The 14,939-nt window shown below is 77.6% G+C and carries 11 protein-coding genes; 2 read left to right on the forward strand and 9 right to left on the reverse strand.

The window, feature by feature from the left end; all coding sequences use genetic code 11:
- Positions 1-47: 47 nt before the first annotated feature.
- From HUT06_RS22135 to HUT06_RS22160, 6 genes are all read right to left on the reverse strand, one after another.
- Positions 48-2,117 carry a glycosyltransferase family 39 protein gene (locus HUT06_RS22135; protein ID WP_176197477.1) on the reverse strand — a complete coding sequence of 690 codons (2,070 nt, stop codon included), beginning with the start codon at positions 2,115-2,117 and terminating at the stop codon, positions 48-50.
- 40 nt (positions 2,118-2,157) lie between these two features.
- Positions 2,158-4,287: a glycosyltransferase family 39 protein gene (locus tag HUT06_RS45275; protein ID WP_176197478.1), complete on the reverse strand. Its 2,130-nt coding sequence runs from the start codon at positions 4,285-4,287 to the stop codon at positions 2,158-2,160.
- Positions 4,284-5,717 carry a dolichyl-phosphate beta-glucosyltransferase gene (locus HUT06_RS22145; RefSeq protein WP_176197479.1) on the reverse strand — a complete coding sequence of 478 codons (1,434 nt, stop codon included), beginning with the start codon at positions 5,715-5,717 and terminating at the stop codon, positions 4,284-4,286. The genes HUT06_RS45275 and HUT06_RS22145 overlap by 4 nt, the downstream gene beginning before the upstream one ends.
- A gap of 115 nt (positions 5,718-5,832) precedes the next feature.
- Complete coding sequence (locus HUT06_RS22150; RefSeq protein ID WP_176197480.1) at positions 5,833-7,317, reverse strand: cell wall metabolism sensor histidine kinase WalK; 1,485 nt, start codon at positions 7,315-7,317, stop codon at positions 5,833-5,835.
- Complete coding sequence (locus tag HUT06_RS22155) at positions 7,314-8,057, reverse strand: response regulator transcription factor (protein WP_176197481.1); 744 nt, start codon at positions 8,055-8,057, stop codon at positions 7,314-7,316. Before HUT06_RS22155 ends, HUT06_RS22150 begins: the two co-directional genes overlap by 4 nt.
- A gap of 84 nt (positions 8,058-8,141) precedes the next feature.
- The gene (locus tag HUT06_RS22160) at positions 8,142-9,452 is read right to left on the reverse strand and encodes a hypothetical protein (protein ID WP_176197482.1); all 1,311 of its coding nucleotides are present in this window, start codon (positions 9,450-9,452) and stop codon (positions 8,142-8,144) included.
- 315 nt (positions 9,453-9,767) lie between these two features.
- On the opposite strand from HUT06_RS22160, the gene rsgA reads away from it, so the two are divergent.
- A complete protein-coding gene (gene rsgA / locus HUT06_RS22165) occupies positions 9,768-10,850 on the forward strand; it encodes a ribosome small subunit-dependent GTPase A (RefSeq protein ID WP_176197483.1) in 1,083 nt (360 codons plus the stop codon).
- A 122-nt stretch (positions 10,851-10,972) separates the two neighbouring features.
- Here the strand turns inward: rsgA and HUT06_RS22170 are convergent, their stop codons facing one another.
- Both HUT06_RS22170 and HUT06_RS22175 read right to left on the reverse strand, forming a co-directional pair.
- Positions 10,973-11,818 carry an ABC transporter permease gene (locus HUT06_RS22170; RefSeq protein WP_176197484.1) on the reverse strand — a complete coding sequence of 282 codons (846 nt, stop codon included), beginning with the start codon at positions 11,816-11,818 and terminating at the stop codon, positions 10,973-10,975.
- A complete protein-coding gene (locus HUT06_RS22175; RefSeq protein ID WP_176197485.1) occupies positions 11,815-12,822 on the reverse strand; it encodes an ATP-binding cassette domain-containing protein in 1,008 nt (335 codons plus the stop codon). Before HUT06_RS22175 ends, HUT06_RS22170 begins: the two co-directional genes overlap by 4 nt.
- Positions 12,823-12,918: 96 nt before the next feature.
- Here HUT06_RS22175 and HUT06_RS22180 point away from each other — a divergent pair, with 96 nt between their 5' ends.
- Positions 12,919-13,641, forward strand: coding sequence for a TetR/AcrR family transcriptional regulator (locus HUT06_RS22180; RefSeq protein ID WP_176197486.1), 723 nt, complete (start codon positions 12,919-12,921; stop codon positions 13,639-13,641).
- Between the two features lie 212 nt (positions 13,642-13,853).
- On the opposite strand, the gene erm is transcribed toward HUT06_RS22180, so the two are convergent.
- Entirely contained in the window at positions 13,854-14,705 is an 852-nt protein-coding gene (erm, locus tag HUT06_RS22185; protein ID WP_368406984.1) for an ErmE/ErmH/ErmO/ErmR family 23S rRNA (adenine(2058)-N(6))-methyltransferase, read from the reverse strand.
- Positions 14,706-14,939: the final 234 nt, after the last annotated feature.

Raw genomic sequence — 14,939 nt, forward strand, 5'->3', positions numbered from 1 at the left:
CCCTTGTCGTGTCGGCGGTGTTCTCCCTTCCCACTACATCACGCCGGTCACCCGCCGCCGAGGTCGTACAGGACGGTGCCGCCGGCGGTGGTAGGGGTGTAGTTCGCGGCGACCCATGCGCTGATCCGCTGGGCGGCGTCGCTGCCGCTCCGCGCGCGCATGGCCGGGCCGCCGCCGCGTCCGGTCCCGATGAAGTAGTGGATCCTGCCCTGGCGGACCAGGCTCTGGAACCCGGCGAGGGTGGGGGCGGGGTCGGTGCCGTTGAACCCGCCGACGGCCATCACCGGCAGACCGGTGGCGAGCTGGTACCCGGCGGCGGTGTTGGACCCGACGGCCGCGGCGGCCCAGGTGTAGGAGCCGGCGTCGCGCTTCAGCGCGGACACGGCGGCGGCACTGGGTGCGCCGGCGTCCAGCAGGCCGCCCGGGCCCCCGCCGCCGGGCGCGCGCCCCGGCCCGCCGCCCCACCCGGGCCCCTGCCCGGGCCCCTGCCCGGTGCGCTGCCCGTCGCGCTGCCGGCCGGTGCCGGGGGCGGCGCCCATGGGCGGGGGCCCGGCCGCAGGACCCCGGTTCCCGCCACCCGGACCGCCGCGCCCGGTGCGCCCGCCGCGCCCGCCGGGCCCGGCGCCGGTGGACACGGCGGGCCCGGCGGTGACGATGGCGCCGGTGTGCGGGGTGCGGGCGGTCTCGGCGGCGTAGCCGGCGGGCCCGGCCAGGCCGGCCAGGACCGCCAGCGCGGCGGCGCCGCCGAGGACCCGGGGCCGCAGGGCCCGCGCCGCGGCGAGCCCGGCCGCGCCGGCCAGGCCGGCGGCGGCGACCGCGGGCGCCAGCCACGGATGCCAGTCCGGGGACCGCCCGAGCAGCACGTACGCCCACAGCGCGGTCACGGCCGCGGCGGACGCGAGGGCCGCGGCCGCGCCGGGGCCGCGGCGCCGCTCCCACAGCAGCGCCGCGCCCGTGCCGGTGAGCGCGGCGATCGCGGGCGCCAGCGCGACGGTGTAGTACTCGTGGAAGATCCCCTGCATGGAGCTGAACACCGCGGCGGTCAGCAGCAGCCACCCGCCCCACAACGCCAGCGCGGCGCGGGCGGGGTCGGTGCGGGGCGCGCGGCGGACGGCGGCGAGCCCGGCGGCGAGCAGCACCAGCGCGGCGGGCAGCAGCCAGGACACCTGCCCGCCGATCACGGGCCCGAACATGCGGCCCCACCCGGCGTCCTGGTTCAGGTTGCCCAGGCCTCCGGTCTCCTCGCCGTTGAGGCGGCCGAGCCCGTTGTAGCCGAGCGCCAGTTCCAGCACCGAGTCGTGCTGGGATCCGCCGATGTAGGGGCGGTGGGAGGCGGGGACGGCCGCGACCGCGGCGACCCACCATCCGGCCGAGGCCAGCAGCACTCCCCCGGCGGCGGCCAGCTGCGCCAGCCGCCGCCGGACCGGGCCGGGCGCGGCGGCCAGGTACACGGCCGCGAACACCGGCACGACCAGGAACGCCTGCAGCATCTTGGCCAGGAACCCGGTGCCGGTGCAGGCGGCGGCGAGCAGCAGCCAGCGGGTGCTCGCGGTCTCCTGCGCGCGGAGCAGCGCGTACGCGGCGACGGTCAGCAGCAGCACCAGCAGCGCGTCGGGGTTGTTGTAGCGGAACATCAGCGCGGCGACGGGCGTGACCGCGAGCGCGGCCCCGGCCAGCAGCGCCGCCCAGGCGGGGGCGTGGCGGCGGACGGCGGCGTGCACGGCGGCGACGGCCGCGACGCCCATCAGCGCCTGCGGGACCAGGATGCTCCAGGGGTTGACGCCGAAGACGCGGGCGGTGAGCGCCATCGGCCACAGCGCGGCCGGGGGCTTGTCGACGGTGATCGCGCCGGCGGCGTCGGAGGAGCCGAAGAAGAACGCCTTCCAGGAGGTCGCGGCGGCCTGGACGGCGGCGGAGTAGAACGCGTTGGCCCATCCGGAGGCGCCCAGCCCCCACAGGTACAGCACGGCGGTGGCGGCGAGCAGGGCCGCCAGCGCGGGCCGGGCCCAGGCGGGGTCGCGGCCGGAGCCGCGCCAGAGGCGGTGCGGGAGCCGGCGCGGGGGGCCGCCCCGCCCGCGCGGGGTGCGGGGCGGGGCGGCCTGGCTGGTGGAGCTCATGTGGTGGTTTCCCGTGGTCGTGGACGGTCAGCCGAGACGGTCAGCCGAGCTTGTAGAGCTGCGCGCCGGAGGCCCCGGCGCCGTTCCGCGCGGTGGCGGACCCGCCGTACTCGCTCGCGTCGACGGGGGTGCCGTGCCGCTGGACCCAGGCGGTGACGGCGGAACTGCCGCCGCCGGGGCCCATGCGCCCGCCGAGCAGGATGTAGCGGAGCTTGCCGTCCCGCACGTAGGACCGGAGTTTCGCGGTGGTCATGGCGGGGTCGCTTCCGGTGAAGCCGCCCATGGCGATGACGGGCCGCCCGGTGGCCAGGATGATCGAGGACGCCTCCTGGGCGGAGGAGACGGCGACGAGCCAGGTCGCGCCGCCCTGGTTCTTCTCCAGGTAGGCGATCATCTGCTCGTCGACCCGCCCGCCGGGCCCGCCGCCGAACCCGCCGGGACCCGGGGACCGGGACCCGCGCGCGTCGCGGCCCCCGCCGTCCTGCCCGGTGGTCGCGTTCTGCTGCCCCGGGGGACGCCGCCCGCCCGCCGCGCCGGGTCCGCCGAACCCGCCGGGTGCGCCTGCGCGCCCGTCCGGTGTCGCGGGTGGGCCGCCGCGGCCGCCGGGCATGCCGAAGCCGCCGCCGGTCGCGGGCCCGGCGAGGGGGTTGGTGCCGTTGACGGCGGTCGAGGCGGCGGACACGGCGTAGGCGCCGGGCCCGGCCAGTCCCGCGGCGGCGGCCAGGACGAGCCCGGCCGCGATCACGCGGGCCCGGGCGCGCGGGAGGAGGCGTCCGGCCAGGAGCGCGGCGACCGCCAGGGCGGTGGCGGCGGCGACGGCCCACCGCAGCCACGGGTGCCAGCCGGGGGTGCGGTCCAGCAGCACGAACGCCCACGCGCCGGTGGCGGCGGTCCCGGCGGGCAGCGCCCACGCCCACGCCGCGCTCCGCCGGTGCGCGCGCACCAGCAGGACGGCGCCGGCGCCGGTGAGCGCGGCGACGGCGGGGGCCATGGCGGTGGTGTAGTAGGGGTGGAAGGTGCCCTGGGCGAAGCTGAAGACGGCGTAGTGGACGGCGAGCCATCCGCCCCACAGGATCAGCGCGGCGCGGGCGGTGTCGGTGCGGGGCCGGCGCCGCAGCAGCACCAGTCCCGCGGCGAGGGCGAGGACGGCGAAGGGGATCAGCCAGGAGATCTGGCCGCCGATGATGTCGTTGAACAGCCGTCCGGCGCCGGGCTGCCCGCCGAATCCGCCGCCTCCGCCGGGGCCCGCGCCGGGTCCGCCGCGGCCGCCGGGTCCGCCGGTCTCGCCGAGGATGCGGCCGAGGCCGTTGTAGCCGACGACCAGGTCCCAGGCGGTGCCGTCGGTGCTGCCGCCGATGTAGGGGCGCGAGCGGGCGGGGACGAGGTCGACGGCCAGCACCCACCACAGCGAGGACGCGGCGAGGACGGCGCCGGCGGCCAGCAGGTGCAGCACCCGCCTGCCGGTCCCGGGCCGCGCCGCGAGCAGGTAGGCCGCCGCGAACGCGGGGACGACGAGGAACGCCTGCAGCATCTTGGTGTTGAAGCCGCACCCGACCAGGAACGCCGCGAGCAGCAGCGGCCGCGCCCGGCCGGTGGCGATGGCGCGCTGGCAGGCCCACGCGGCGGCGGCCATGAGCAGGACGAGCAGGGTGTCGGGGTTGTTGTCGCGGTTGATGGCGACGGTGATCGGGGTGAGCGCCAGGACGGCGGCGGCGGTGACCGCGGCGGCGTGCCCGAACGCCCGCCGCACGGTCGCGTGGACGACGGCGACGGCGGCGACGCCCGCGATGACCTGCGGGAGCAGCAGGCTCCAGGTCCCGAATCCGAGGATCCGGGCGCAGATCCCCATGGCCCACAGCGCCATCGGGGGCTTGTCGACGGTGATGTAGGACCCGGCGTCCAGGGACCCGAAGAAGAACGCCTTCCAGCTCTGGGTGCCGCTCTTGACGGCGGCGGAGTAGTAGGAGTTGGCGTGGCCGGACTCGCTGAGCCCCCACGCGTACAGGGCCGCGGCGGCGATGAGGATGGCCCACAGCGCGGGCCGTGCCCAGCGGGGGTCCTCGTCGGGGCCGAGGAGCAGGCGGCGGGCGCGGCGGGTCGCGGCGGGGCCGCGCGGCGCGGTGGACGCTGCGGTGGGCGCTGCGTTGGGCGAGGTGGCGGGGGCGGTCATGAGGTGCTCCCTCCGGTGCCGTCCCCGGCCGCGGGGACGCGCCCGCCCCGCCGCCCGCCGCTGCCCTGCTCTCCGCCGTGCCGGCCGTCGTGCGGGCCGTCGCGGTCGAGGCGGCGGGGGTGGAAGATCCAGGCGCGCATCAGCAGGAACCGGGCGAGGGTCGCGGCGGCGTTGGCGGTGACGAGCGCGGCGATCTCCACGGCGCGTCCCGCGCCGGGCGCGGCGGCGTGCAGCAGCGCCAGGCCGCCGGTGGACAGGGCGAGGCCGAGCAGGAACGCGGCGCCGCCTTCGAGCTGGTGGCGCAGGGCGCGGCGGGTGCCGGTGACGCCGAAGGTGAAGCGCCGGTTGGCGGCGGTGTTGGCGATCGTGGTGGCGGTCAGCGACACCGCGTTCGCCCACAGCGGCCCCATGGCCAGGCGCAGCAGCAGGAACAGGGCGAGCTGGGCGAGGGTGCTGAGGACGCCGATGACGGCGAAGGCGGGCAGCTGCCGCCGCATCCCGGCGGGCAGCCCGGCCGCCTGTGCCGCCTGCCCGGCCGTGTGGGCGGGCGTGTGGGCGGGCGTGTGGGCGGGCGTGTGGGCGGGCGTGTGGGCGGGCGTGTGGGCGGGCGCGGTGCGGGTGACGGGGGCGCGGAACGCGCCGGTGAGGATGCGGCGGGCGACGCGGGCCATGCCGCGGAGGTCGTCGCGGGCGGTGCGGAGCACGTCGACGCGGGAGTCGGGGTCGTCGACCCAGTCGACGGGGACCTCGTGGATGCGCAGCCCGTTGCGTTCGGCGAGCAGCAGCAGTTCGGTGTCGAAGAACCACGCCTCGTCCTCGACGGCGGGCAGCAGCGCCTGGACGATCTCGGTGCGGGCGGCCTTGAACCCGCACTGGGCGTCGGTGAAGCGGGCGGCGAGCGCGGTGCGCAGCAGCAGGTTGTAGCAGCGGGAGATGGCCTCGCGGCGGGGGCCGCGGACGACGGCGGAGCCGCGGGTGAGGCGCGACCCGATGGCCAGGTCGCTGTGCCCGGAGATCAGCGGCGCGACCAGCGGCAGGAACGCGTCCAGGTCGGTGGACAGGTCGACGTCCATGTAGGCGACGACGTCGGCGTCGCTGCCGCTCCACACGTGCCGCAGCGCCCGCCCGCGGCCCTTGCGCTCCAGCCGGACGGCCCGCACGTGCGGGAGCCGGGCCTGGAGCGCGGCGGCGATCGTCCAGGTGGCGTCGGTGCTGGCGTTGTCGGCGACGGTGATGCGGAACGGGTAGGGGAAGGTGTCGGCCAGGTAGCCGTGGAGGCGGTGGACGCTGGCGGCCAGGACGCGTTCCTCGTTGTGGACGGGCACGACCACCTCGACCAGCCGTCCCCGTCCCGCGTGCTCGGGCGGTGACGGCGGCGGCGGTGAGGTCGCCGAGGGGGGCGTGCCCTGTTCGGTGATGAGGTGACTCATGGGACCGAGGTTGCGGCGCGGCCGTGGGAAGCCGGTGAGCCGCCGATGAAGGCGGCATGAGAATGCGCCCGGCGCCCTCTCATCCCCGCCCGGCCGGGCCCGGCGGGGCGGGGGGTCAGTCGGGGGGCCGGGGGGTGCCGGGGAGGTTCACGCGGGCGAGGGTGCCGCCGCCGGGGGCGGGGTCCAGCGCGACGGTGCCGCCGGATTCGGCGACGACGCGCGCGACGATGGACAGGCCGAGGCCGGAGCCGGGCAGGCTCCGCGCGGACGGGGACCGCCAGAACCGCTCGAACACGTGCGGGAGGTCGGCGGCGGGGATGCCGGGCCCGTGGTCGCGGACGGTCAGTTCCCCGCCGGCGAGGCCGACGGCGACGGTGCCGCCGGGCGGGGAGAACTTGACGGCGTTGTCGAGGAGGTTCACCACGGCGCGTTCCAGGGAGGCGGGGTCGCCGAGCACGTACCAGGGGTCGATGGCGGCGTCGACGGTGAGGCCGGGGCCGCGGAGCCGGGCGCGTTCGACGGCGCGGCCGGCGACGTCGTGCAGCGCGACGCTCTCGTGGACGGGCTGCGCCTCGGCGGGCCGGGCCAGCTCCAGCAGGTCCCCCACCAGGCTGGACAGCTCCAGCATCTGCGCCTTGACGCTGGTGAGCAGGTTGCGGCGGGCGGCGGCCGGCAGGTCGCGGCCGGTGGCCTCGGCGCGCAGCAGCAGGTCGATGTTGGTGCGCAGGCTGGTCAGGGGGGTGCGCAGTTCGTGGCCGGCGTCGGCGATGAGCTGCTGCTGGCGTTCGCGGGACGCGGCGAGCTGGGCGGTCATGCTGTTGAAGGAGCGGCTGAGCCGGGCGATCTCGTCGGTGCCCTCCTCGGGGATGCGGGTGGCGAGGTCCTCGGTGCGGGCGATGTGCTCGACGGCGCCGGTGAGCTCGTCCACCGGCCGCAGCGACGCCCGCGCGATCATGAGCCCGGCGGCGGCCGACACCAGCACGCCGAGGGCGGTGACGGCGGTGAGCAGCAGCGCGAGGTTGTCCAGCGGGCCTTCGACCTCGTCCAGCGACAGCGCGTAGGACACGGCGGCGGTGCCGCCGCCGGGGGCGCGGAACCCGCGGGTGAGGACCCGGACGTGGTCGTCGGCGCCGGTCGCGGTGACGCCGGTGCCGTCGTGGTAGACGTGGCCGCGTTCGCCGCGGGCGACCGCGGTGTCGGCGCCGGTGACGCGGATCGCGCCGGCGCCGGGGACGGTGCAGCGGCGCCCGTCGGCGGCGACGACCTGCATCATCTCGTAGGGGCCTGGCAGGGCGTTGAGCGCGGCGGTGGGCCGGGCGGTGCAGTCGGCCAGGGCGGCCTGGACCAGCCGGGCGGTGCGGCCGCGCGGCGGCCCGTCGTGGTCGGGCCCGCCGGGCGCCTCGGGCGGGCCGCCGGAGGTGACGGCCAGCCGCCGGTCCAGTTCCCGGTACAGCTGGTTGCGGGTGAGCAGCCACCCGGCGGTGGCGCAGGCGGCGACGGCGAGCGCGACGGCCGCGGCGGTCAGCAGCGCCATGCGGGCGCGCAGGGTCAGCCGCCGGGCGACGCGGGCGCGGGTCCCGCCGCCGGCGGGCCGGGTCATGGGGACGCCGCCGTCCGCAGCACGTAACCGACGCCGCGGACGGTGTGGACCAGCCGCGGCAGCCCGCCGGCCTCGGTCTTGCGCCGCAGGTACATCACGTACACGTCCAGGGAGTTGGAGGCGGGTTCGAAGTCGAATCCCCAGACGGTCTCCAGGATCTGCTCGCGGGTGAGGACCTGGCGGGGGTGGGCGAGGAACATCTCCAGCAGCATGTACTCGGTGCGGGTGAGCTCGACGGGCCGGCCGGCGCGGGTGACCTCGCGGGTGCGGGTGTCCATGCGCAGGTCGTCGAACGCCAGGACGTCCTGCCGGGCCGCGCCGTGGCCGCCGGCGGCGGGGGCGGCGCTCATGGCGGCGCGGCGCAGCAGGGCGCGGACGCGGGCGAGGAGTTCGTCGAGTTCGAAGGGTTTGGCGAGGTAGTCGTCGGCGCCGGCGTCCAGGCCGGTGACGCGGTCGCCGACCATGTCGCGGGCGGTGAGCATGAGGACGGGCATGGTGGCGCCGAGGGCGCGCAGCCGCCGGCAGGTGGTCAGGCCGTCCATCCGGGGCATGAGGACGTCCAGGACGACCAGGTCGGGGGTGTCGCGCTGGACCCGGTCGAGGGCGGTGACGCCGTCGGCGGCGCCGGCGACCCGGTAGCCCTCGAACTCCAGGCTGCTGGACAGCGACTCGCGGACGGCGGGTTCGTCGTCGACGACCAGTATCCGCGCGGGTCCGGTCTCCGGGGTGTCGGGCTCCATGTACTCACCGTAAACAGCGCCGGTGGCGGGCCGCGCACCGGCGGTGGTTTCTCATGGTTCTCTCAGGATCTTCTGAGCGGCGGTTCAGGCGCGCGGCGGGGCCCCGGCCGCTGTGTCGGCGGCGGTTTCGGCGGTGGCCTCGGCCCACACGTCGCCGGGCTCGCGTACCGCGGCATCGGGGGCTTCGGCATCGGGGGCTTCGGCATCGCGGTCTTCGGCGCCGCGCGCTTCGGTGGCGGGGGCGGTCTCGACGACCACGGTCGCGGTGACGACGGTCGTCTCCCCGACCTTCCCGACCTCCGCAGCGGCGGTGGCTGTGGTGGTGGTGGGGCGGGTGGCGGTGGTCCAGGTGGTCTTGGCGACGTCGACGACGACGTCGCGGGAGATCTCCAGGATCATGCCGCGCAGCCGTTCGCGCATGGCGAGCCGGAGGGCGTCGCGGAGCAGTTCGCGCAGGGCGGCCTCCATCGCGGCGGTGGCGGCGCGGGTCGCGGCGCGGGCGGCGAGGTCGCGGGCGGTGCGGGCGAGGTGGCTCCCGGCGGCGGCGGTGAGCAGGTCGGTCGCGGCGCGCGCGGTCCCGGATCCGGCGGCGCGGGCGGCCAGGTCGCCGGCGGCGCCGGCGAGCGGGCCGAGTTCGGCGGTGAGGCCGGTGTCGCGGGCGGTGTCGCGCAGGGCGGCGGCGAGGTCGCGGGCGGCCTGCTCGGCGGTGTCGCGGACGACCCGGGCGACGATGTCGCGGCCGGCGGTCATCGCGGCGTCGGCCGCGGCGTCGGCGGCGGTGTCGATCGCGGCGTCCACGACGGCCCGGGTGGCGATCTGCACGGCGGGCGCGGACGCGGTCCGCCCGGCCAGGTCGCGGGCGGCGCCGGCGAGGTCGCGGGCCAGCGGGCTGCGGACGGCGAAGCGGCGCGCGGCGGCCGCGGCGGGGTGCCGCACGGCCTGCTCGGCGAGGGTCATCGCGGCGGTGGCGGCCTCGAACGCGCCGGCGGTCGCGGGGTTGGCCGCGGCGGCGGCGCGGGCCTCGGTGACGGCGCGTTCGGCGGCGCCGCGCGCGGCGCGCAGGGCGGCGTCCCGGGCGGCGGTCTCGATCGCGCGCATGGCGGGGGTGCCGGACGCCTGCTCCAGGATGCGGGCGGCGGCGAGCGCGGCGGCGTCCCGGGCGGCGTCGCGGACGGGTTCGCCGGCCTGCGCGGCCAGCCGCGCGGCGGACTCGGCGGCGGGCGCGAGCGCGTCGAAGACCTCTTCCAGCCGCCGCGCGGCGGCGCGGTCGGCCCGTCCCGCGCGCCCGGCGAGCCCGGTGCCGCGCAGGTCGCCGGTGCCGCGCCGGTCCGGGCCGTCCGCCCGGTCCTGGTGGTCCCGGTGGTCCTTGCCGTCCCGGTGGTCTGTGTCGTCCACGGCCATGCCCCTCATCCGCGATCCGCCCCGAAATCACCATAACCGGCGCGGGCCGGTGCCGGTCCCCCGCCGCCCGCCCCGCCGCGTGCACCGGGGGAGGTTTATCGGGTGGTGCGGCCGGGGCGGGGGCGGTAGTGTCGCGCGTGAGCGTGAGGGAGGTGGGGACGTATGGCCGTCGCCGCGGTTGCCGCTGCCCGCGGCATTCAGCCCGTCCTCATCCCCTGGGCCGCCGGCTGAGCCGACCTGGACCGCACTCGTCGTAGTCGCGGCGTCCGCCCGCCGGGGCCCTGCATTCACGTGAAGGGTTCCACTGCATTGTCCTGCGCATACGCGGACTCGTCCCCTCTCGCCGCCTACGGCTGGGACGAGGACCTGGAGAACGAGTTCACCTGTCATCGCGCGTCGGGTCTGGTGCCCGCGCGTGTGGCCGCGGTCGACCGCGGCCTGTGCGACGCGGTCACAGAGGACGGCCCGGTCCGGGCGTCGGTGCCGCGTCCCGCGTCCGCCGGCGAACCGGTGCCGTGCACGGGCGACTGGGCGGCGCTGCGCCTCGGCGGCCCGGACGGGCGCCCGGTCGTGGCGGCGCTGCTGCCGCGCCGGACCGCGGTCACGCGGGCGTCGGCGGGGCGTGATTCACGCGGCCAGGTGCTGGCCGCCAACGTCGACACCGTCGCGGTCGCGGTGTCGACGGCGGCGCGGCCGGCGCCGGGCCGGATCGAGCGGCTGGTGGCGCTGGCCTGGGAGAGCGGCGCGCGTCCGGTGGTGGTGCTGACCAAGGCCGACCGGGCCGCGGACATCGCCGCCGCCGAGGCGGACGCCGCCGCGGCCGCGCCGGGCGTTCCGGTGGTGGCGTGCAGCGCCGCGACCGGCGACGGCGTCGAGGCGGTCCGGGCCGTCCTTTCGGGGACGGTCGTGCTGATCGGGCCGTCGGGCGCGGGCAAGTCCACGCTGGGCAACGCGCTGCTGGGCGCGGACGCCCTGGCGACGGGCGCGGTCCGGGAGGCCGACGGCAAGGGCCGGCACACCACCGTGCGGCGGGAGCTGCTGCCGCTGCCGGGCGGCGGTGTCCTGATCGACACGCCGGGGCTGCGCGGCGTCGGGCTGGTCGACGCGTCGGCCGGGCTGGAGCGCGCGTTCGCCGACGTGGAGGAGCTGGCCGCCGGGTGCCGGTTCGCCGGCTGCGCGCACGAGAGCGAGCCGGGCTGCGCGGTGCTGGCGGCGGTGCAGGACGGGACGCTGCCGCGGCGGCGCCTGGACAGCTACCGGCGGCTGCTGCGCGAGAACGCGTGGGCGGCCTCGCGCACCGACGCGCGGCTGCGCGCCGAGCACGAGGACCGCTGGAAGCGGCTCAAGAAGGAGCAGCGGCGGATGTACCGGGAGCGTGGGCGGGACCGGTGAGGCGGGCGGCGGGGCCGGAGCGCCCCGGCGGCGCCCGGCGGCCATTGGGGGTGTGAGAGCCGCCCGCGGCCCGCGGCGGACACCCGCCGCGGGCCGCGGGCCCCGCCGGAGGGCCGGCGGGGTCAGCGGCCGCGGCGGCGGTAGGTGCGCACCGACAGCGGGGCGAACACCGCCAGCAGCAGCAGCGACCAGCCGAGGGTGGCGGCGACGGGGTGGGCGAGGGGCCAGGCGGCGTCGGCGGCGGGCGCGCCGGGGTTGCCGAACAGGTCGCGGCAGGCGGCGGTGAGGGCGCTGACGGGGTTCCATTCGGCGATGATCCGCAGCGGCGCGGGCATGCCGCCGGTGGGGACGAAGGAGTTGGACAGCATGGTGACCGGGAACACCAGCGGGATGAGCTGGTCGGCGGTCTGCTCGTTGCGGACGACCAGGCCGAGGTAGCAGCCGGCCCAGCTGAGCGCGTACCGCATGAGGGCCAGCAGCGCGAACGCCTCCAGGGTGGACCAGAGGCCGTGGTGGGCGCGCCATCCGACGGCGAGGCCGGCGGCGGCCATGATGAGCATGCCGAGGGCGCCGTTGAGGATCTCGGCGCCGGTCTGCCCGAACGGGACGGCGGAGCGGGCCATGGGCATGGAGCGGAACCGGTCCATGACGCCGCGGGAGGCGTCGGTGGCCACGCGCAGGGTGACGGCCATGGTGGAGGTGAAGGTGACCATGGCGAACAGGCCGGGCATGAGGTATTCGCGGTAGTCGCCGCCGCCGGGGACGGAGATGGCGCTGCCGAACACGTAGCCGAACAGCACGACCATGACGGCGGGGAAGATCAGCGCGGCGATGAGCTCGCCGGGTTCCTGGCGGATCCGCGACAGTTCGCGGCCGATGAGGGTGAGGCCGTCGGTGACGGCCCAGCGGGCCCGTGCGGCGCGGCCGGCGGGCGCCGCGGTCGCGGCGGGGGCGGTGAGGGCGGTCATCGGACGGTCTCCTTCACGGGCGCGCCGTCGGCGGAGGCGGGTGCGGCGGGGTCGGGCGTTTCGGGGTCGGTGCCGGGGGCGGCGGTGAGGCGCAGGAACACCTCGTCGAGGGTGGGGCGGCGCAGTCCGGCGTCGGCGGCGGCGACGCCGGCGCGGTCGAGTTCGCGGACGACGTCGGCGAGGCGGACGGCCCTGGCGGGCAGCGGGACCGAGAGCCGGCCGCCGTCCAGGGCGGGGTGGGCGCCGGTGAGGGCGTGCAGGACGCCGGCGGCGGCGCCGGCGTCGGCGGGGTCGTCCAGGACGACGTCGAGGCGGTCGCCGATGGAGGACTTCAGCTGGTCGGGGGTGCCGGAGGCGATGACGCGGCCGTGGTCGACGACGGCGATGTCGTCGGCGAGCCGGTCGGCCTCGTCCAGGTACTGGGTGGTGAGCAGGACGGTGGTGCCGTCGGCGACCAGGCCGCGGACGGCGTCCCAGATCTCGCCGCGGCTGCGGGGGTCCAGGCCGGTGGTGGGCTCGTCCAGGAACAGCACCTGGGGGCGCAGGATGAGGCTGGTGATCAGGTCGAGGCGGCGGCGCATGCCGCCGGAGTAGCCGGCGACCTGCCGGTCGGCGGCGTCGGCGAGCCCGAACCGCTCCAGCAGCTCGTCGGCGCGGCGGCGGGCCTCGCGGCGGGGCAGGTGGTAGAGGCGGCCGAACATGCGCAGGTTGCCGCGGCCGGTGAGCTTCTCGTCGACGGCGGCGTACTGGCCGGCCAGTCCGATGCGGGCGCGGACCTGGTCGGGGTCGCGGGCGACGTCGAACCCGGCGATGCGGGCGGTCCCGGAGTCGGCGTCGGCCAGGGTGGCCAGGATCCGCACGGCGGTGGTCTTGCCGGCGCCGTTGGGGCCGAGGACCCCGCAGACGGTCCCGGCGGGGACGGCGAGGTCGAGGCCGTCCAGGGCCTGGGTGGTGCCGAAGCGCTTGCGCAGCGCCTCGGCGGCGACGATCGGTTCACCGGTCACGGCAACTCCTCTGGGTACGGTGTACGCATCTCACGGTAGACAACTGGGTACGTCGTACGCAACTAGGATGCTCGGAAAGACCCGCGAGGAGGTTCGGTGGCAGCCGGCGAGCAGCACGTCAGCATCTGGTCGGTCCCGGAGCGGCAGGGCCGCGGCCCGCGCCCCGCCTACAGCCGCGTCCAGATCACCGAGGCGGCGATCCGCATCGCCGACGCCGACGGGCTGGAGGCGGCCTCGATGCGCCGCATCGCCGCAGACCTCGGCACCGGCGCCATGTCGCTGTACCGGTACGTGCCCTCCCGCGACGACCTGCTGGAGCTGATGGTCGACCACGCGCTGCTGGAGATGGACATCCCCGACCGGCCCTCCGGCGACTGGCGCGCCGACCTGACGCTGATCGCCGAGAACACCCGGGCGGTGTGGCTGCGGCACCCCTGGCTGGCGGGGCTGCACCGCCCCCGTCCCGCCATGGGCCCCAACCGGCTGCGGCTGCTGGAGTTCGCCTTCGGGGCGCTGGACGTCGGCATCCCCATCGACCAGATGTTCACGCTCCTGGAGATGCTGAACGGCTACGTCGAGCGCGTCGTGCGCGGCGAGATCGAGTGGATGCGGGAGATGCGGCAGAGCGGGATGACCCCCGAGCGCTGGATGCTGCAGAGCGCCCCCTACGTCCAGGAGCTGCTGGGCACCGGCCGGTACCCGATGTTCGAGCGCATCGTCATGGACGCGCGGCTGCCCCACATGAACGCCGAGGAGCAGTTCCGCTACGGCCTGGACCGCGTCCTGGACTGCGTCGGCGGCGTCCTCCCCGCCCCCTGAACGCGCGCCCCCGCCGAACACCCGCTGAACGCGCGGGATCCCGTCCCCAGGGTGACAGCGGGGACGGGATCGGAGACGCCGGCGGGAATCGAACCCGCGAGGGGATGGCGGCCCGGTGCGCCGCCGCGGCGCCCGCCGGAGCGGCCGCCCGATCAGCCTGCCCCGGCCCAGGCGCCGCCGCAACGCAATTTCCCCCCCGCCCCCGTGCAGGCTCACGCCAGGCCGTGCAGGACGCGCACGAGGTCGATCCACCGCTCCGGGTGGACGTGCCCGACGACCGCACTACGGGGCAGCCCCGCCGCGCGGAACGCCGCGTCCACCCGCCGCCGCGGGTACGCCGGCCGCAGCGACGCGTACAGGCTGCCGCCCCGGCCGGTGAACCCCAGCTCCACGCACCGCGCGTACGCCTCCAGCGCCCCGGGCGGCAGCAGCGGCCGCGGCCGCCGCTCCAGGCGCAGCACGGCCGAGTCCACCCGCGGGACGGGCCGGAACCGGCTCGCGGGGATCCGCTCGCCCAGCCCCCACCGGAACACCGGCCACGTCCGCACCGTCAGCAGGCTCCACCGCCCGTAGTCGCCGGTGCGCTTGCGCGCGTACTCCCGCTGCGTGATCAGCGTCGCCGCCTCCAGCGCCGGCGCGTCCAGCGCCCACGCCACGATCGCCGACGTCGCCGCGTACGGGATGCCGCCGACCAGCCGGAACCGGCCGCGCGGCGGCCGCGCGGCCAGGAAGTCGCCGGTCACGCACTCCACGCCCGGCAGCCGCCGGCGCCGCAGCCGCGCCGCGTGCACCGGGTCGATCTCGTAGGCGATCACCCGGTCGGCGTGCGCGGCGAGCGCGGCGGTGATGCGGCCGTCGCCGGCGCCGGCCTCCACGACCAGCCCGCCGGGCGCGGCCAGCCGGGCGTACCGGGCGATCACGCCCGGGTCGGCGAGGAAGTTCTGGGACAGCTCGCGGCGCGCGCGCCCGCGAGCGGTGGATCGGTCTCGGGAAGGGATGGCGGCCGTCCTCGGCTCCCGGCCACGGCGGGCCGGCGGACGGACCGCGCACGCGCACGGCGGCACGGCTGCCGCGATAAAGCACGATAAAGCGCTAGAGAGCGGCAGAGAGCGGCAGAGAAGGCGGCGCCGGGAGGCGCGGCGGGGCCCGTCCAGGGTCGTCAGGGGCGTCGGCGTGCCCTGGACGGCCGGAGCGCATACCGCGGCCGCGGCACCGCACTGCGCGGCACCGCACGGCGGCGAAGGATCAGGCGGCGCGCACCCGGCGGTCCAGGACGGGGCGGCGGCCGCGGAGCCGGA

The organism is Actinomadura sp. NAK00032, from assembly GCF_013364275.1.
Lineage (GTDB): Bacteria > Actinomycetota > Actinomycetes > Streptosporangiales > Streptosporangiaceae > Spirillospora.

Excerpts from the sequence above, each read along its gene's own strand:
- HUT06_RS45275 (WP_176197478.1), bottom strand. The coding sequence starts at position 4,287 with ATGACCGCCCCCGCCACCTCGCCCAACGCAGCGCCCACCGCAGCGTCC.
- HUT06_RS22170 (WP_176197484.1), bottom strand. The coding sequence starts at position 11,818 with ATGACCGCCCTCACCGCCCCCGCCGCGACCGCGGCGCCCGCCGGCCGC.
- HUT06_RS22155 (WP_176197481.1), bottom strand. The coding sequence starts at position 8,057 with ATGGAGCCCGACACCCCGGAGACCGGACCCGCGCGGATACTGGTCGTC.
- HUT06_RS22150 (WP_176197480.1), bottom strand. The coding sequence starts at position 7,317 with ATGACCCGGCCCGCCGGCGGCGGGACCCGCGCCCGCGTCGCCCGGCGG.
- HUT06_RS22145 (WP_176197479.1), bottom strand. The coding sequence starts at position 5,717 with ATGAGTCACCTCATCACCGAACAGGGCACGCCCCCCTCGGCGACCTCA.
- HUT06_RS22135 (WP_176197477.1), bottom strand. The coding sequence starts at position 2,117 with ATGAGCTCCACCAGCCAGGCCGCCCCGCCCCGCACCCCGCGCGGGCGG.